This window comes from Alistipes onderdonkii (assembly GCF_025145285.1).
GTDB lineage: Bacteria > Bacteroidota > Bacteroidia > Bacteroidales > Rikenellaceae > Alistipes > Alistipes onderdonkii.
In genome coordinates, this window is sequence record NZ_CP102251.1 from 3,584,485 (window position 1) to 3,603,665 (window position 19,181).

At 62.0% G+C, this 19,181-nt stretch carries 7 protein-coding genes; 3 read left to right on the forward strand and 4 right to left on the reverse strand.

Annotation, left to right across the window (positions count from 1 at the left end):
- Window positions 1-74: 74 nt before the first annotated feature.
- Together NQ559_RS14850 and NQ559_RS14855 are read right to left on the reverse strand one after the other, a co-directional pair.
- Window positions 75-4,874, reverse strand: coding sequence for a glycerophosphodiester phosphodiesterase family protein (locus tag NQ559_RS14850; RefSeq protein WP_018696021.1), 4,800 nt, complete (start codon window positions 4,872-4,874; stop codon window positions 75-77).
- Between the two features lie 15 nt (window positions 4,875-4,889).
- Window positions 4,890-6,272 (reverse strand): BACON domain-containing protein, encoded by a 1,383-nt coding sequence (locus NQ559_RS14855; RefSeq protein ID WP_244062048.1) that lies wholly within the window; start codon window positions 6,270-6,272, stop codon window positions 4,890-4,892.
- 558 nt (window positions 6,273-6,830) lie between these two features.
- On the opposite strand from NQ559_RS14855, the gene NQ559_RS14860 reads away from it, so the two are divergent.
- Genes NQ559_RS14860 through NQ559_RS14870 form a run of 3 tightly spaced genes read left to right on the forward strand, consistent with a single transcriptional unit; the run spans window position 6,831 to window position 13,920 of the window.
- Window positions 6,831-10,466, forward strand: coding sequence for a SusC/RagA family TonB-linked outer membrane protein (locus NQ559_RS14860; RefSeq protein ID WP_026318392.1), 3,636 nt, complete (start codon window positions 6,831-6,833; stop codon window positions 10,464-10,466).
- Window positions 10,467-10,478: 12 nt separating this feature from the next.
- Complete coding sequence (locus tag NQ559_RS14865; protein ID WP_018696018.1) at window positions 10,479-12,311, forward strand: RagB/SusD family nutrient uptake outer membrane protein; 1,833 nt, start codon at window positions 10,479-10,481, stop codon at window positions 12,309-12,311.
- A gap of 19 nt (window positions 12,312-12,330) precedes the next feature.
- A complete protein-coding gene (locus tag NQ559_RS14870; RefSeq protein ID WP_026318391.1) occupies window positions 12,331-13,920 on the forward strand; it encodes a calcineurin-like phosphoesterase C-terminal domain-containing protein in 1,590 nt (529 codons plus the stop codon).
- Between the two features lie 168 nt (window positions 13,921-14,088).
- Here NQ559_RS14870 and NQ559_RS14875 read toward each other — a convergent pair whose 3' ends face one another.
- Together NQ559_RS14875 and NQ559_RS14880 are read right to left on the reverse strand one after the other, a co-directional pair.
- On the reverse strand, window positions 14,089-15,567 hold the full coding sequence (locus NQ559_RS14875) for a RagB/SusD family nutrient uptake outer membrane protein (protein WP_018696016.1): 1,479 nt from the start codon (window positions 15,565-15,567) through the stop codon (window positions 14,089-14,091).
- A 12-nt stretch (window positions 15,568-15,579) separates the two neighbouring features.
- On the reverse strand, window positions 15,580-19,125 hold the full coding sequence (locus NQ559_RS14880; RefSeq protein WP_018696015.1) for a SusC/RagA family TonB-linked outer membrane protein: 3,546 nt from the start codon (window positions 19,123-19,125) through the stop codon (window positions 15,580-15,582).
- Between the last annotated feature and the right edge of the window lie 56 nt (window positions 19,126-19,181).

Sequence of the window (19,181 nt, forward strand, 5' to 3'; positions counted from 1 at the left end):
TGTCGGTCGCGCCTTCAGGGAACTGCGGAGTGCCGGGTGAAATCCCCGGGCACAGGCGCACCGCCCTGCGGCAGTCAGTTGGCCGACACGAATGTCCTGGTGAGGAGCTCCACGAGGGTCTCGGGGTTGTTGGTGGTGATGAAATCCATTCCCCATGCGATGCAGGTCATCATGTCCTGCACCGTGTCGACCGTCCATACGTTCGTGACCATGCCGTTGGCATGTGCCTCCTTGACCCATCCCGGATTGCCCGAATAAGCCGAGAAGCGGTAGTCGATACCCCCGATGCCGTCCTGCCGGACTGCGGCGGGAGCCAGGTCGCCGTTCAGGTATTGCACCATGGCACCCGGAAGGGCGTTGACGATGCGTTTGCAGGTCGTATAGTCGAAAGCGATGTATTCCACACGGTCGGTCAGCCCCTTTGCCTTTACGGCCTCGATGACGGCATCCGCCGCACGGGCGTTGTTGGCGGCCGAACTGTGCCTCTTGATTTCGAGGATCAGCTTGGTGTCCGCATTTTTCGTGGCCTGCTCCAGGTAATCGTCGAGCGTCGGGAGCTTTTCGCCGTTGGCGAGCGTCAGATCCTTGATCTGGTCGTAATTGACGTTCTCGATCACGAGGCTGCTCCCGGGAACGGTGCTGTCGTGGTTGATGACAACCTTGCCGTCGGCCGTGATCCAGACATCGAACTCCGAGCCGTAGATGCCCAGCTCCTGCGCCTTGGCGAGCGCAGCTACGGAGTTTTGGGCGGCGCCGTCCTTGTGGTAGCCCCTGTGGGCGATCACCCGGGGTTTGGCGACTCGGGCGGGATTATTCGAATAGGTGAGCTGCGTGATGCCCAGCGGGTATTGGTTCTGGCCGCGCATCAGCACCATCCGGTACCTGCCCGAGGCAAATCCGTTCGGGATGCGCACCGAAAGCGACTCCGCTGCGGCCGACCCGTCGAGCGTGAAAGCCCCGGCACTGCCGGCGAGCGGTTCGAAGCGGATCCTGTCCCCGGCGGCAAACCCCTTGCCGTAGAGCGTGTAGGTGTAATCGGCACCCACCTCGCAGCCCGAAAGGTAGAGCAGCCCGGTAATGTTGATCGCGGCGGGCTGCTGGTCGCGTTTGACGGTTTCCCACAGAGCCTTCACCTTTTCGGCCGTGAGCGGGGCGTCGTAGACGCGTGCGATGGCCACGTCGCCTTTCCAGGCGTTCTGACCCACGGTCGCACTGGCGTCGACGCCGATGCCGAACCAGTAGCTCGTCGTGGTGGTGGGCGGCACGTAGTTGCCCGGGGCATCCATCGTACCCTTCAGCTCGCCGTCTACGTAGATGTAGGTCTTGGCCTCCTGCTTGTTCCATACGCCCACGACGTGGTAATAGCGCCCCGCCTCGGGGTTGATGCCGCTCTTCGTCCATACCCAGCTGGATTTACCGGTCGTGCTGACGTTGGGCAGGAAGGTCAGCTCCGTACCCCTGTCGGCCTTGCTGATAAGGAACCCGGTGCCGCCGCTCGACATCGAACTGAACATCTTCAGCTCGGCCGAACCGTCCGACTTCTCATCCAGCTTGAAGAGCGCCTCGAGCGTGTGCCCGTCGGCGAGCGCATCCTGGAACTGCTTGTTGGCCGAGTAATCGGCCTTGTAGAACCCCTCGTTGACGGACGTGCCCGGCGTGTGGTTGAAATGGGCCGCATACCTCGAATAGAGGTCGTTGTAATAGGTCATCATCGCCGTACCTTCGAGCGCCCGCACGGGCGTTGCCGACGGGGAGTTGTCCATGGCCGAACCGTCGTTGCGGAACACCACGTCGAGCAGGTCGGCCGTCGGAAGGAGCGGCTCGCCGCCGCTGTCCATGGTCGTGGCGTTCGCCGTTTCCGACCAGTCGGAATCGAGGCTGCCGACCGCCTTGACCTTGGCCCAGTAGGAGGTGTTGCTCTCCAGGTTGGTCAGCTCCTGCGACGTTGCCGTGGACGCGATGCCGGTCTTGTAGGCATACTCGCTTTCGGGGGCTGAGGCCGAACCTTTCCAGTAGGCGACCGTGTAGGAAGTCGCATCGGGGACGGCGTTCCATTTGAGCGTCAGCCTGTCGGCCGCCGCTGCGGCGTCGAACGAAACCCCGCCCGGTGCTGCGGGTTTGGTCGCGGGGGTGATGGCCGTGCAGGTGACGACCACGTTGTCCAGCAGGGCGCGTTTCTCGCTCGTCGAGATCACGATGCGGCAATCGGGCGTCACGTTCGTGAGGGTTGCCTCGAACTCGCGGAACCGGGCTTTGGCAGCCGAAATATCCACGGGGTCGGCCGCGGAGACCTCCGTGACCGTGCCGGTGATGGCGCCCTTTGCGCCGAGCACGGCGCCGCGGACGGCCTTGACGAGGATTTTCCCGGCATCGGCGCCCGAACCGTCGTATTTCTCGCTGTAAGCCTGTGCCGAGAAGCGCACCTTGACGGTCGCCGCATCGGGCAGGGCGGTCAGTTCGGGGGTGTAAAGCGAGGCGGCCGCACTTCCGGCGCCCATCTTGACATAGCCCGGGCGGCCTGCGATATTGCCCGACTTGCCCCAGGCCGCAAGGCCCGTGCCCTCGGTGTAGGGCGCAGCCACGCCGCCGCCGCTGAACACGTCGAACTCATTGGCCGTACAGCGGGTGGCCGAGAACCCCGAAGGATTGTCGCCCGAAGCTGCGGCGTAAGTCCCGCGGTTCGAGCTCGGGGGATAGTAGCCCGCGGCGAAATTGGCGATGTCGCCGCCGTGGATCACCCTGGAGAAATCTTCCGCCAGGAGGATGTCGCCCGCCTTTGCCGAGCCTGCCGTCGTGGCACCCGCCTGCGGCCCTGCGGCGGCAGTCGCATATGCGAGCGGGTCGGAGAAGAAATCGTTGGTCTTGTCGTCCACGCAGACGTAGTAGGTCGTGGCGGGGGCCAGTCCCGAGAAGGTGAAGCGGAAGCGGTTCCCGGCCGTGATGCCGAAGACGTTCGAGGCATTCCAACCGACGACCAGATCCTTGCATTCGGCGTCGCTGTAAAGTTTCACGTGGTAGACCTGCGCACTGCTGTTGACACACGCCTGGCCGTCCGCACGGGCCCATTCGACCGTGAGGGTCGAGGAGGTCGCCAGCACTTTCGACACGACGATCCCGGCCTGTACCGGGGCTATGTCCGTCTTCTGCGACACGGCGGCAGAGTAGTCCGAATCGTAGTCGGGGTTGTTGTAGCGGCACGCCTTGACCTTCGCGTGGTACTCGGTGCCGGCCTCCAGTTCCTTGAGCAGGTACGAGGCCGAGGTGATGCCCTCCGCTACCGTGGCGTCCTTCTCCTCGGTGCCGTCGGCCCACCATGCCACCGTATAGGAAGCCGCCCCGGCCACTTCGTCCCATTCGAGGGTCAGCTTGTCGGAATAGACGGCTTCGGCATCGAATTTCACGTTCGCCGGAACGGTGAGTTTCTCCAGTCTGGTCTCACCGTCGTAAACCACGACGATGTCGTCGAGCAGGTAGCGGGTCTTGTTGGCGCCCGCCTGTGCGGGGTTCGAGGAAAATGCGATGCGCGAAGTGGGCGAGAGGCCGTCGAGCGTCACCGTGAAGGTCTCGAACCGACCTACGGCCGACGAGATGTCCACGACTTTCGAAGCCACGGCCGTGCCTTTCTTGCTCACGGAGTTGTTCGACCCGAACTCGGCGCCCTCGATGGCCTCGACCACGATGTCGCTGCCGTATACGTTTTCGCCTTCGGCATAAGCGCTCGCCGAGAAACTCACCGTTACGGTCGTGTTCTTGGGCAGGGCCGCCAGCTCGGGCGTATAGAGGATGCCGATGCCGCCGCCACCGCCGCCGCACTTGATGTAGCCCGGACGGGTCGAGGTGTTGCCCGACAGCCCCCAGCCTTTCATGCCGACGCTTTCGATGTACTCGGCCGACGTGCCTCCGGTGAATACGTTGAACTCCGTCGTCCAGTTGCAGACCGGACGGTCGCCGTCGGCCTGCGGGTTCTCGCCCGTGGCGGGTTCCCACGTCTTGCGGTACTCGGTACCCGATACGGCGTTGTAACCTGCCGCCGAGCGGACGATGTCGCCGCCGTGGATGAATGCCGCGAAATCCTGCGCCAGCACGATATCTCCGGCCTGTGCCGGGTTATTCTGCGAGGCTTTGGGCCCGGCCTTGGCCGTGGTCCCGGCGACGACGGGGGTCATGATGTTGCCGAAGCTGGCATTGGTGACCCGGGCGTAGTAGGTCGTTTCGGGATCGAGCCCCGAGAAGGTGAACCGCACGACGGGATAACCCGCCAGGGCGGTGAAGATGCCTTTGTCCGACGCGAGTTTGCCGTCGGCCAGCCAGCTGACATGCAGCTCGCTGCACGCCTCGTCACGGAACAGTTCGATGTTGTAGAGGCGCGTGGCGTCGGTCGCCGCATCGTCGGTATACGACCACTCGTAGGTGAGCGTCGACCCCGTTGCGGCATTGAGCGTGAGCTTCGGGTCGAGTTCGAGGATACCCACCGAGGCCATCAGCATGGCCGGCTGCTCGTTTGCCGTGACGTATACCCAGTCCGAGGTGGAGGAGTAGGGGAAGTTGGCCCTGACGCGGCCGTAGTATATCCGGTCGGCCGCCAGGTCGGTGAATTCATGGTAGTCGATTGCGTCCGTGGTCTTGCAGAGCGCTTCGCTGACGGGATTCATCTCCCCGTCGACGAGCTGTACGGTGTACGACGTCGCGCCGCGGATGAAATCCCAGCAGATCGTAAGCGACGTGGCCCCGTATTCGAGCAGTTTCACGTTCTTCGGGGTCTTGGACTTGTTGGCCCCCGATATTTCCACGCCGTCGTCCTTGCAGGCCGTCAGCGAGACTGCGGCCGATAGCGAGAAGAGGGCGAACAGAATATATAAAATGCTTTTTTTCATGATTGTTGTCCGGTTTTAGTATACGAGCTTGATGTCGTCGATGTACCAGCGGCCCGCCTTCACCGAGGAGCCCGAGAACCAGCTGTCGGCCGTGGAGATGAAGAATGCCGGATTGGCTTTCGCGCCGGGATTGGGGATGACGGCCGTGACCTCGACCCACGTGTAGGCGGGGATGTCGAGCGAAACGTAGCTCTTGGTCGAAGCTACGATCTTGTCCAGCGTGCCCTTCGAGATCCAGAACCCGTCGTTCTTCTCGCAGATGCCCACCATGCCCTGGTCGGGGGCTGCGGCCCAGATGGCGACCTTGCAGGTCAGCAGCAGGTCGTAGCCCGCGGGGATGTTCAGCACCGGGGAGATGAGGTTGCCCGGCTGCCCGTCGGCATTGTCGCTCGCAGCGCCCAGCTGGATGTAACCCGGGCACATATAGTTCAGGTAGCCTGTCCATCCCTCCATGCCGATGGCGCGGTAGAACGCCGCGTTGCCATTGCGTACGGTCGAGGTGATGCCGCCGATGCTGGCGTTGGTGCCCGCTGAGACGCTCACCGTCTCGTTGTCGAGGCTCAGGTTGGCCACGGTCTTGTCGGCCGTCGTGACACCCGCCTTCTGGCCGATGCAGTCGCCGCCCCAGGGGAATTTGCCGAAGTTCTGCGTCAGCAGGGGAAGCTCCTCGCCCTGGGCGTCGAACCCGGCGCGGACGATGGTCGAAACGGAGCCGAAATCCTTCTCCGCGCCAGCCTCGTCGGTAGCCTTCACGCCGAAGGTCACGATGCCCTGCTTGGTGGCGGTGCCCGTCAGGGGCACTTCGATGTAGCCGTTGCCGGCCGTCGAGATCGAATAGCTGCCGCTGGCGGCCGTGATCCCGTCGCCGCCGGTCTGCGTCACCGTGACGGTGTATTTTTCCGTGCCGAGCGCCTTGATGTAGGGGATGCGGAGCTTGGCCCCGGCTTCCGCGTTGAGTTTGAGCATACCCGAGACGTCGAACTGCTGTCCGTTGTCGAAGGGTTTCCACTCGAAGATACCGTTGTCCTGCCTGATGGCGATGGCGACGTTCTCTTCGCCACAGCCGTGCAGGTAGATGGTGGCGCTGCGCTCCTCGGAGGTGTTCTGGTCGCAGGTGACCGTCACCTTCTGGTAGGTGCCGGGGTCTCCCTTGCCCGAGAGCTGGTCGACATGCACCCAGCCGTAGGCGTTCGTCCACTCGCGGCTGTCGGGGGCGTCGCTGATTTGCCAGTCCCCCGTGGCGCGGATCGTAAACGTATCGCTCGATTCGACGTACGGGAAACTCATCTCGCGCAGGTTGCGTTTGAGGAACCCCTGGTCGTCGTCGCTGCACGCGGCAAGGCCACAGATCCCGCCCAACGCGAGAACTATCGTCAGTTTATGAATAAATTTCATCATGATTGGATCGTTAGTTTGTTTGTAAAACCAATAAAAAAAACAGAAACCGACTCCGGATACACTGCCGGATGTCAATTTCCTACACGGTTTCTAACGATATCGAATGACTTGCACTGCAAATATAGCAATTTTCCGGGATTCGCAAGAAAAATGTTTAAAATTTTACGAACCTTGCGACGAAAAACCGAAAAATAAAATATCTGTAATATATAGGTATAAAAATTTGCATTGCAATCTTGTGAAAAAAGCTTCCGGCATTGGGTAGTTTGCCCCGGTCGCTTGTATCTAATGCAGACCGGGCGGAAAACGCCGGCCGCAACCGACCCAATGTAAACTTAAAAAAGCGATTATTAACCGGAAACTTTAAAACAGCTTCGAAAAATGCCTGACTAATCCCCCTACACCAGCACTACACGGTTTTTTATCGGACGACGGATGACTTGCAAGGTTCTGTCTGCCGTATCGGAACGAATTTCCCCGGAGCCCGCCTGCACGGCGCGGCTGCGGACGTGCTTTGCACGCGGCAGCGGGAAATAACCAATTAACCGAATTGAAACTATGAAGAAATTATTCCATAAAGGACTATGTCTGGTCATGGTGCTCTGCGCGGGGGCTTTCGGCGGATATGCCGCCCAAGGATCGCTCCCCGGTGCGCAAGGGCAGGGGTATGACCTGAATTTATCCTACTCGCGGACGACGCTCAAGGCCGTTGCCGATGCTATTACGCAGCAGGCGGGCATCGCCTTCTCCTACGAAACGGCACTGGCCGGCTATCCGATGGAGAACCTGGAGGTCTCGGAGAAGGGTGCCACCATCGAGGCCATCCTTGCGACCGTATTCACGCCCCGCGGCATCGACTACCGGGTGGTTGACAAAGTGGTCGTGCTGACGCGCAGCACGCGCCCCGTCCCGGCAGCCAGGGCCGCCGCCAAATCGGAGGTGAAAGGGGTCGTCCGCGACGCTGCGGGCAACCCGATGATCGGCGTGACGGTCACTATCAAGGGGACGCTGGTCGGCGTCTCGACGGGTGTCGACGGCGGCTATGCGATCCCGGCCGACGGGAACGCCACGCTGCTCTTCTCGTATATCGGCTACCGCCCCCATGAGGAGGTGGTAGGGCGCCGCACGCAGATCGACGTCACGATGCAGGAGGACGAGCTGGTGATGGACGAAGTAGTCGTCGTAGGCTACGGCACGCTCAAGAAACGCAATATCGTGGGCGCGGTCGAGAACCTTTCGGGCGACGCGGTCGAAAACCGGCCCAATGCCAACATCACCCGTTCGTTGCAGGGCCAGATTCCCGGCCTGAACATCGTGCAGGTCGACGGTAAGGCCGATCATGCCGGCGAAGTCACCATCCGCGGCGTGAACAACACGTTCAAGGCCCGTGTGAGCGGCGGTGAAAAGACCAACAAACTCGGACAGGGCGGCGGTGCGCTGGTGCTCATCGACGGAGCCGAAGGCGACATGGGTTCGGTGAACCCCGACGACATCGCCTCGATTTCGGTGCTCAAGGACGCTTCGTCGGCCGCAGTATACGGCGCCCGCGGCGCATTCGGCGTGATCCTCATCACAACCAAGAACCCCGAGAAGGGCAAGGTGCGCGTGAGTTACAACGGCTCCGTATCGCTGCACCGCCGCACGGTGATCTGGGAGGACAACGTGGTCACCGACCCCGTGCAGTGGGTCGATGCCTTCCGCGAGTCGTATCTCAACTCCTCGCCGACGGCGACCGTACCGTCGCTCTTCAACAACTACATGCCCTATTCGAACGCCTGGTTCGAGGAGCTCAAGCGCCGCCGTGCCGATCCGACGATGGACAACTACGACATCGACGCCAACGGCAACTACAACTACTACGGCGAGACCAACTGGCTCAAGGAGATCTACAAGTCGGTGAACTATTCGACCACCCACGCCGTCAGCATCCAGGGCGGCCGCGAAGGGGTCAGTTACTACATTTCGGGCCGTTACTACAACCAGGACGGCATCTACAAGGTGGGCGAGGAGACCTACAAGAAGTATAACCTCCGCGCCAAGGGTTCGATCCGCATCCGCCCGTGGCTGACGCTGGACAACAACACCAGCCTGATGAGCAGCAAGTACCACCAGCCCATGGTGCACTACGGCCAGCAGGTGATCTCGCGCCAGATCGACATGTTCGCCTTCCCGTTCGCCCTGCTGAAGAACCCCGACGGCACCTGGACGCAGACCGCGGCCAAGACCGGTTATGCGGCCTTCGCCGAGGGCACCTCGTGGCAGGAGAACAACAAGCTCGAAGTGGCCAACACCACGACGTTCAACTTCGAATTTGTCCCCGACGTCTTCAAGGTCTCGGCCGACGTGACCTACAAGGGCTCCCGCTGGTCGCGCGACCGCATGGAGAACCTCTACACCTACTACACCGGCGTGAACGTTTCGGGGCAGGACAACAGTTTCTCGTCGCTCGAAAACTGGACGTACCGCTCGGACTACATCTCGACGAACATCGTCGGTACGGTCACGCCCAAGCTGGGTGCCGACCACGACCTGAACGTGGTCGCCGGATGGAACCTCGAGGACTACGACTACCGCACGCAGAAGACCTACCGCCAGGGCAACCTCTATCCCTCGAAGCCGAGCTTCACGCTCATGGACGGCGAGTATTACTCGACCACCTCGGGCGGCTACACGTGGGGGCTGGTCGGATTCTTCGGCCGCGTCAACTACGCCTATGCAGGCCGCTACCTGGCCGAAGTGAGCGCCCGTTACGACGGGTCGTCGAAATTCCCGTCCAGTTCGCAGTGGGGCTTCTTCCCCTCGGCATCGGTCGGATGGCGCCTCTCCGAAGAGCCGTGGCTCAAACCGCACGTCGAAGGGTGGCTGGACAACTTCAAGGTTCGCGCCAGCATCGGTTCGCTCGGCAATGCCAACATCGACCCCTACCAGTACCTCGAGACCATGACCGCTTCGGGCAGCGCCTCGATCGCCAAGTCGTCGGTCATCATCAACGGCCAGAACGTACCTTACACGTCGGTGCCCAGCCTGATCCCCGACGACATCACCTGGGAAAAGGTCACCACCTACAACATCGGCCTCGACCTCGACCTGTTCCACAACCGGCTTTCGTTCACCGGCGACTACTACCGCCGCAATACGACCGACCTCTACACCGTCGGCCCGAACCTCCCGCAGGTACTCGGAAGCGCCGCGCCCTACGGCAACTACGCCAGCCTCAAGACCAAGGGATGGGAGCTGAGCCTTTCGTGGCGCGACTCGTTCAACCTGGGCGGCAAGCCGTTCAGTTACAGCATCAAGGGTATGCTGTGGGACAGCCGCAGCTGGATCACCGACTACTATAACGAAACGGGCGACCTGACGACCTACTACAAGGGCATGGAGATCGGCGAGATATGGGGTTTCCGCACGGCGGGCATCTACGCCAGCAACGCCGACGCCCTGAACGGCCCGGCCTACAACTTCTTCAAGAACGGCGAGATGTTCCGCGCCTATGCCGGCGACCTGCGCTTCGTCGACGTGGACGGCGACGGCATCATGACCAAGGGCAACCGCACGCTGTCCAACCACGGCGACCTGGAGATCATCGGCAACCAGTCGCCGCGCTACCAGTACAGCATCAACATGTCGCTGAACTGGAACGGCATCGGGCTTTCGATGCTGTGGCAGGGCGTGGGCAAGCGCGACTGGTACCCGTGGACGGAGTCCGGATTCTTCTGGGGCAAATGGAACCGCGCCTACAACTCGCTGATGAAGACGCAGACGGGCGACAACGTGGTCCGGATCGACAAGAGCACCGACAACTGGCGCGTCACGAACATGGACAAGAACCCCTACTGGACACGCATGGTATCGCTCGCCGCCAACCGCAACGACGGCCCGCTGACGTGGGAGAACGACCACTACCTGCAGGACGCTTCGTACATCCGACTGAAGAACATCACCATCGACTACACCTTCCCCAAGCACATCTGCAAGAAGCTGCGCCTCGAGGGGCTGAAGGTCTACCTGTCGGGCGAGAACCTCTTCACCCACTCGCCGATGTTCAAGCACACGGACATGTTCGACCCCGAAGTCATCACCAGCGGCGACTCCGATTTCGCAGCCTCGACCACTTCGGGCCTGAACGGTACGGGTAACGGCTATTCCTACCCGATGCTCAAAACCGTGACCCTGGGTATAAACGTAACATTTTAACCGACAGCAACCATGAGAAAGATACTGCTATATACGCTGACGACCCTCGCTGCTGCGGGAATGGCCTCCTGCGAGGATTTCCTGACGCGCGACACCTACGACCAGATCGGCAGCGACGAGTTCTGGAAATCGGAAACCGACCTGGAACTCTATGCCAACGGTTTCATCCAGAAGATGATCCCCGGCGACGGAACCATCACGCGCGGCGACATCTATGCCGACTACTGCGCCGTGGACATCCCGACCGACCTGCTGCGCCCCGACGGCAACGTCTCGCCCGACAACCAGACCGGATGGGCTGAGAGCAACTGGACGAACCTTCGCCGCGTGAACTACATGCTCGACAACATGCACAAGTGCAGGGGGCGTGTGAGCGACGAGATCTACAACCACTACGAGGGCGTCGCCCGTTTCTGGCGCGCCTGGTTCTACTACGACAAGGTGCAGACCTTCGGCGCCGTGCCCTGGTACGACTTCACGATCGCGGCCAGCGACAAGGAGGCGATGATGAAACCCCGCGACAGCCGCGAGTACGTCATGGACAAAGTGCTGGAAGACCTCACCTTCGCAAGCACCTACTGCCTCTCCGACGCCAAGTTCACCAAAGGCTCGGCGCTCATCAACAAGTGGGTGGCGCTGGCCTTCAAGTCGCGCGTCTGCCTCTATGAAGGCACCTTCCGCAAGTACCACTCGCGCGAGCCGTCGTCCGACAAACCGTGGCAGGCCGAGTATAACGCCGACAACAAATTCCTGCGCGAGGCCGCTGCCGCCGCCAAGGAGATCATGGACAAGGGGCCCTATTCGCTCGTCACGGGCGATGTGAAGACCGCCTACCGCTCGCTCTTCACCAGCGCCGGGCTGCTCACGCAGGAGGTGATCTTCGGCCGCGAGTACAGCAAGGAGCTCTCGGCGTTCCACGAGACCAGCTGGTACTACTATTCGCCGACCTACGGTGCCAAGATCGCCATGACCAAGAAGTTCATGAACACCTACCTCACGACCCGGGGCACGCCGTTCACCGACATCGACGGTTACCAGACCATCGACTTCATCCGCGAGTTCGACGGCCGTGACGCCCGCATGGCGCAGACGGTCATCAGCCCGACCTACAAGATGAAGATCAGCGGCCGCGAACGGCTCTATTCGCCCAACTGGAAAGTGACCCGTACGGGCTACCATCCGATCAAGTGGTCGATCGACGACGATGCCGACAACGTGCTGTCGAAGGCCGCGAGCTGGAATTCGCTGCCGATCCTCCGCTATGCCGAGGTGCTGCTGAACTACGCCGAGGCGAAGGCCGAGCTGGGCGAAATGGACGCCGCGGTATGGGATCAGACCATCGCGCAGCTGCGCAGCCGTGCCGGCGTGACCCCGGTCGTCCCGGACAAGGCCGACCCCTACATGGAGGCCTATTTCCTCAATACCGTGACCGACAAGTGGATACTCGAAGTGCGCCGTGAGCGCGGCATCGAGCTCTGCCTCGAAATGGGGCTGCGCTGGGACGACGACATGCGCTGGCACATGGGCGACCTGCTCACGAGCGACAACAACCCCTGGACGGGCATCTGGATCGGCAACACGGGCTACACCTACGATTTCACGGGGCAGAGCACCGACGACAACGGCGATCCCGTACCCGACTTCTACATCCGCCCGGGCGAGGATACCGAACATTCGATCGCCATTTCCAATACGGGGGCCAACCAGACCTTCTCGCTCAACGCCGCGGGGAATATCGTCTGGGAGTACAAGCGCACGTGGGGCGAAAAGAAATACCTGCGTCCGATCCCCCAGACGGCGATCACCCGCAACCCGAACCTCGAACAGAACGCGCTCTGGAAATAAGCAATAAAAAACTCAGGATATGAAAACGAAAATCATGTTATTATGCTGTATGGCGGCGACGTTGATGCTGGCATGCAGCAACGACAAGTCCGGCGGGCATGACGGCGACGAGGGAGTCGAAACCGAAGTCAACGGCACGCAGCTCGACGGCAATACGACCCTCTACGGACTGGTGACCGACACGTCGGGGAACCCCGTCCCGGGCGTGGTCGTGTCGGACGGCTACGGCTGCGTCACGACCGATGCCAACGGCGTCTACCAGATGGAGCGCTACAAGAAGGCGCGCTTCGTACATTACAGCACGCCGGCAGGGTATGCCGTCAACACGTCGGCCGACAACTACCCGCTCTTCTACTCGGAGATCGTCCATAAGAACATCGCCGACCGCCACGACTTCGTGCTGACGCCGCTGCCGGCCCCGGAAAGCGATTTCACGCTGGTCTGCATCGCCGACCCGCAGTGTGCGACCACGGCCGAGATCAGCCGCTACGTCAACGAGACGATCCCCGACGTCGAGGCTACGGTCGACGGTTACAAGGCCAAGGGCACGCCGGTCTACGGCATCACGCTCGGCGACATCGTCTTCGATACGCCCGACCTGTGGAGCAACATGAAGGAGTCGATGGCCAATCGCAACCTGCCCATCTTCCAGACCATCGGCAACCACGACCATTTGCAGACCGAGACCTCCGACGACAATGCTGCGGCCAATTTCGAAACGCAGTTCGGCCCGCGCAACTATTCGTTCAACCGCGGCGACGTGCACATCGTGTCGATGGACAACGTCCTCTACGAAGGCAAGAAAAAGTACAAGGGCGGCATCACCGACAAGCAGCTCGAGTGGCTGCGCCAGGACTTGTCGCACGTCGACAAGGACAAGCTCGTGATCTTCTGCGCGCACATCCCGTTCCGCGGGGGTACGAGCGTGACGGACGAGAGCCACGAGAACTACGACGGCGTGCTCGACCTGCTGTCCGGGTTCTCCGAGGCGCACATCATGATCGGCCATACGCATTACCACCAGAAATACATCCACAAGCGTAACGGAAAGACGATCCTCGAACATGTCCACGGCGCCGCCTGCGGTGCGTGGTGGACGGCGAACATCTGCGCCGACGGCACGCCGAACGGGTACAGCGTCTACGAGATCTCGGGCAACACCGTTGCCAACCAGTACTACAAGTCGACCAACAAGGAAGCCGGCTACCAGATCCGGGCCTATTCGGCCACCCAGGTGTTCGGCAAGTCGGGCAGCCTCACCTTCGGCTGGGCGGCCAACGCCCCGGCCATGAACGATGCGAAGTGCATCGTGGCCAACGTCTGGAACTCCGACGCCTCGGGCAACTGGAAAGTCTCGCTCTGGCAGAACGGCACGAAAGTCTGCGACATGACCCGTGTCAAGACCTACGACTACTGGGCCTATGCCTACCACGTGCTCTATTACAGCAAGAGCGTGGGCACGACCTGGGGCAAGAACCTCGACCATTACTATTACGGGAACCTGGCGTCGGGAACGCCCGAGACCGCCGATTTCGAAATCGTGGCGGAGGACGGCATGGGCAACACCTACCGCACCTCGAAGCTCCAGACCGACTTCATAGGCTTCTGACCCTCCCGCTTCCTAAAAGCGATGCCGCGCCCCGAAAAGGGCGCGGCATTTTTCTTGCCGGTTCACAGGCGCGGTTGCAGGCACGTCGCCTCCCGGGCGCAGGTTCCTCCTCCCGCCTTGCGGGAACCCCGTCGCCGCCCCTATACGGCGGCGTTCCGTCCCGGGCGGTCAATACCAGCCTTCGGTCTGCGTGAGGTTGTAATTTCGGCTCATGGCCGCCTGCGTGATGGGCCATAGCAGTATGTTGGGGTTCTTGTCGCGCTGCGCCGCGATGTCGGCGCTGTACTCCCATATCTTGTCCGTGCGCAGGAGCATCCACCAGGTGCGGCCTTCGCCGACCATCTCCCTGAGGTATTCGTCGACGATCGCCTGCAGGACGGCTTCGGGCGACGTGTCGGTGTAGTAATCCTTCCGCCCGTAGGCCCTGGCGGCCAGCGGTGCCAGGGCTTCGAGCGCACCCGCGTAGTCCTTCCCATAATACCGGGCTTCGGCCGCCATCAGGAAGGCTTCGCCGTAGCGGTAAAGGATGAAATCCGAGTCGAAAATGCGTGTGCCGTTGTCCACGCGCCCCATCAGTTTCTCCGTCCAGCCGATCCTGCGGCCGCCCGTGCCGTAATCGGCCGTGCGGCAGGTCAGCGCTGCACGCGTATCGGCGGGGTCGGCCTGCAGCAGGGCCCGGTAGGTGTCGGTATACCACCACCACTGGTTGCCCCCGGTGGTGGGGACGGGGTTGTTGCGGTAGGCCGCTTCGACGTAACTCTCGTTCCAGCCGAGGTAGTAGGCCGGGCCGTTCAGGGCTTCCGACACATCCTGGTGCACGGCGAAAATGACCTCGCGGCCGCATTTGTTCGACGAACTGAAAATATCGGCATACGCGGGCTCGAGCAGGGCGTCCGACAGGCCGAGTTCCCCGAGCGCCTCTTGGGCCATCGCCAGGTAAGCCTCGCCCCCGGCCTGCATACGGTACATCCACAGGGCATAGTCGGCCTTCAGCATCGCCACGGCGGCCGGCGTGGCCACGGTCTTGTCCGACGTATCGGCGACGTACCTTTCCGCGTCGGCAATGTCGCGTTCCACGCGCATCAGCACTTCCGATACGGGGGTGCGTCCGAGGAACAGCTCCGTGTCGGTCGATTCGTAGCCCCAGAGCGGCAGCGGGGCATCGCCCCAGATGCGTGCGATCTGGAAGAAGCAGTACGCGCGGATGAAGTGGGCGTTCCCCAGACAGAAGGCCCGCGGTTTCTCCTTCAACCCCATCGCAGGAACATGCCTGATGACCAGGTTTGCCTGGTTGACCGTCGTGTAGAGCGCCGTCCAGTCGGCATACTCGTTGACCGAGCTCATGGTGCTGGTGCGCACCTGCGACTGGTCGACGCCGTTGAGCGTGTTGTGCGTCCCCGGGCCCCACAGCCCATTGCGCAGCTCGCCCCAGCAGAGGTAGATGTCGTTCATGCTCTTGAGCGCACTGCGCAGGTAGACGTACAGCCCGTAGGTGGCCGACGTGGCGTCGCTCTCCTCTTTCCACATGTTGCTGGCCGAGAGCTTGTTGTCCTGCATGATGTCCAGGTCGCCGTGGCAGCCGCCCGCCCCGTATGCGCAGAACAGCAGCGCGACTCCGGCTATGATCTTTCCGAATTTCGTTTTCATGGCAGTAGGGTGTCAGAACGTGAGTTTGGCCGTGAAGAGCACTTTGCGTGTCGGCGGGTAGGGACTGAACCCGGTGTCGTAGGTCGACGACGCGGTGTAGAGGCCGCCGGTGGTCGCGGCCTCGGGCGAGACCCCGTGCACGGCCGTCCAGTAGCAGAGCGTGTTGCCCGAGACGGTGAGCGTCACGTCGCTTATGTGCAGTTTGCGCAGCCACGCCTTCGGGAGCGACCACGAGAGCGAAACATCGCGCAGGCAGAGGTAGTCGGCCTTCTCGACGAATATGTCGGACGTGCGCCCGTAGTTGCGGTTGCCCCAGTCCGTATCGTTGGCCGTGAAACGGGCGTAGCGCGTGTCGTCGCCCGGCTGCGACCAGCATTTTTTCACCTCGTTCACCAGGTTGTAGTTGCAGTTGCCCATCGTCGACTGGAAATAGCGCATCTGCATGTCGTTGCGCACCGAATGTCCCAGGGCATAGTCCATGTAGACGTTCAGCGTCCAGTTCCGGTAACGGAACGTATTGCCGATGCCGCCCGTCGAGTGGGGCAGGGCATACCCCAGCAGGAACTGGTCTTCGGCGTTGATGATCTGCCGGCCGTCCATGCGCGTCGATCCCGGACGGTCTTTCCACTCGTAGTCGCCGATGTCCTTGCGCCCGGCTATCTGCCGCCGGTCGCTGCGCCGGTAGCCGCGCGACTGCGTGTCGTACCGGGCCGCGTCGGCCTCCTCCTGCGTCTCGATGATGCGCTCTGCGACATAGCCGAAGATACGCCCCATGCGCTCGCCCTCGGCGATGCCCCCGAACTGGCTCCCGTCGCCGACTGAGATGCCGTTGATGCGGTTGCGGGGATTGCCGTTGTCGGGCAGTTCGAGCACGCGGTTCATGTTGTAGCTGTACGTGAAATCCGTCCTCCACGAAAAACCCTTGCGGTCGATGTTGACCGACGACAGTGACAGCTCCGTGCCGTAGAACCTGACGCGCCCCAGGTTGGTCGAAACCGAATTGTAGCCCGTCGTATTGGGGAGGCTGACGTCGAACAGCAGGTCGCGCGTCTCCTTGTTGTAATAGTCGAGCGCCAGCGTGATGCGGTTGTCCAGCAGCCCGAGGTCGATGCCGGCGTTGAACTGGAGGGTCTTCTCCCAGATCAGGCCGTTGTTGGGCATCGTATTGGTCGTGGTGGTCGCGTTGCCGTTGTAGGTGTAGAGCGAGTTGTAGCTGCCGTAGGTGTCGTACAGCCCGATCCCGTTGTTGCCCGTCAGCCCGTAGCTCACGCGCGCCTTGAGCATGCTGACCGCACTGTTTTGGGGCCAGAACCCCTCCTTGCTGACCACCCATCCGGCCGATGCCGCCGGGAAATAGCCCCAGCGGTGGCCTGCGGCGAATTTCGACGAACCGTCGATGCGCATCGTCGCGGCGAAGAGGTAACGCCCGCCGTAGTCGTAGTTCACACGCCCGAAATAGGAGATCAGGCACTCCCGCGTGCGGGTACTCTTCGGATAGTTGGCGATGTTCGAAGTCCCGGCGTCGAGCACGGGCAGCTTGTCCGACACGGCGCCCTGCACCCGCACGTCGAAGCTGTTGAGTTTGTCGAGCATGTATTCGTAGCCCGCCACGGCACCCAGGCGGTGCCCGTTGCCGAACGTACCCTTGTAGTCGGCATAGGCCTGGAAATCCATGCGGTTAGTCTCCGAAAAGCCCTCCTTCATGGGCCGTATGTTCGAGCCCGTCGTGGGGTTGTCCTCGACATAGAAATAGCTGCGCGTATGGCGGTTGTAGTTGGTGAACTGCCCGACCAGGCGCAGCCCGTCGAACACCTCCCAGTCGAGGTTGATCGTGGCCGTCGAACGCTTGATCGTCGACCCGGCATTGTGGTAGTAATAGGCGTAGTAGGCGGCCGGTATCGTCGTGTTGTTGGTGCCCAGCGCGGGCGTGCCCGCCAGCTCCTCGCCCGCCTCCTCGCCGTACCAGTCGCGGTGGGTGTTAGGGACGGAGAGCCCGCGTATGACCGAGTTGCGCAGGCTGAGCGGCGCGCTCTCGAAGGTCTGCTGCTCGATCTGCGAATAGTCGAATGTCGTCAAGGCCCTGAGCCGCCGCGTCACTTGGAAGGTCGTGTTGCCGTGGAACGTGAAGCGCGAATAGCCCGTCGTGATCCCGATCCCGCTGTCGTCCGTATAACCCGCCGAGGCGGCGTATTGGATGTTGTCGCCGCCCCCGTCGATGCCGACGTAGTAATTCTGCCAACATGCGTCGCCGAACCATTGGCTCTGCTGGTCGTTGTCCTCGAATACGATGATGCGCCCAGGGTTCACCGGGTCTTCGACCCATTGGTAGCCGGCGGGAACCGGTTCGTCCGGCCGGAGGTAACGGGTCGTCCAGAGCGATTTGGCCGTATTGCCCGTGCCTGCCGACTGTTCGCCGCCCAGCACCGATGCCGGATCCATGCCGCCGCAATACCCCTCCATGAGCGCCGGACGCACCATGAGGATGTAATCGCGGGCGTTCATCAGGTCGAACTTCGTGGCGGGCGACGCCCAGGCCCACTGCCCCTCGAATACGATCCGGGGGCCGAGGTGTTTCGAACCTTTCTTCGTGGTGATGAGGATCACGCCGTTCGACGCGCGGGAACCGTAGATGCCCGCCGCCGCGGCGTCCTTGAGGAACGAAACGGATTCGATGTCGTTGGGGTTCAGCCCGGCCATTTCGCGGACTACGCCGTCGACCAGCACGATCGGGTCGTTCGACTGGTTGATCGACGATCCGCCGCGGATCAGGAATTTGGGGTCTGCGCCCGGTGTCGCATCGGTCGTGGCGACCCTCACGCCGGGGATGCGTCCCTTCAGGGCGTCGCCGACCGAATTGACGGGGATACCCTCCAGGAGATGCCCGTCGAATTTGCTGATGGCCGCAGTCACCGTCCTGCGCGACTGCGTGCCGTATCCGACCACCACCACGTCCTCGAGCACGGCTTCGTATTCCTCCAGTACGACGTCGATGGCCGACCTCGTCCCGATGCGTTCCTCCCGGTCGGCATAGCCTATGTACGAGAAAACGAGGGTGGCTTCCGGATCGGCGAAGATCCGGTAATTGCCCTCCGCCCCGGCCGAAACGCCCCGCATCGTATCCTTCACGACGACCGAGGCGCCGACCAGCGGCATCCCCGAGCCGTCCTTGACGCGCCCCGTCACGAGTACCAGCTGCGAACGCGCGGAATCCGTGTCGTAGGTCAGCACCACGATGCGGTCGACGACCTTGTAACGGAATCCCCGTCCCTTGAATACCTTTTCCAGGATATGTTCCAGCGGCGCCGCGGTTTCATGCACCGACACGTCGCCGAGCGGCATCTGCGACAGTGCCGATTCGTAGGAGAACAGTACGCCCGTCTGTGAGGTGACGGCCTCCGTGAAGGTCAGCACCGTTGCGGATCCGAGCGTGAGATCCACAGCGTAGGTCTTTTGTGGCGAGGCATTTCTGCCGTCATCCGTAGCATGGGCCTGCGGACACATGCCGGTCAACAGGAGAAGAAATACCAATTCCAGCTTGGGGATGGAATTTTTCTTCATATTTTAAGGTTCGTGAAGCGTGTTCCGGGTTGTGCGGTGCAAAAGGCCTGCGGTGG

Coding starts and splice junctions, on each gene's coding strand:
- NQ559_RS14850 (WP_018696021.1), bottom strand. CDS start 4,874: ATGAAAAAAAGCATTTTATATATTCTGTTCGCCCTCTTCTCGCTATCG.
- NQ559_RS14855 (WP_244062048.1), bottom strand. CDS start 6,272: ATGATGAAATTTATTCATAAACTGACGATAGTTCTCGCGTTGGGCGGG.
- NQ559_RS14860 (WP_026318392.1), top strand. CDS start 6,831: ATGAAGAAATTATTCCATAAAGGACTATGTCTGGTCATGGTGCTCTGC.
- NQ559_RS14865 (WP_018696018.1), top strand. CDS start 10,479: ATGAGAAAGATACTGCTATATACGCTGACGACCCTCGCTGCTGCGGGA.
- NQ559_RS14870 (WP_026318391.1), top strand. CDS start 12,331: ATGAAAACGAAAATCATGTTATTATGCTGTATGGCGGCGACGTTGATG.
- NQ559_RS14875 (WP_018696016.1), bottom strand. CDS start 15,567: ATGAAAACGAAATTCGGAAAGATCATAGCCGGAGTCGCGCTGCTGTTC.
- NQ559_RS14880 (WP_018696015.1), bottom strand. CDS start 19,125: ATGAAGAAAAATTCCATCCCCAAGCTGGAATTGGTATTTCTTCTCCTG.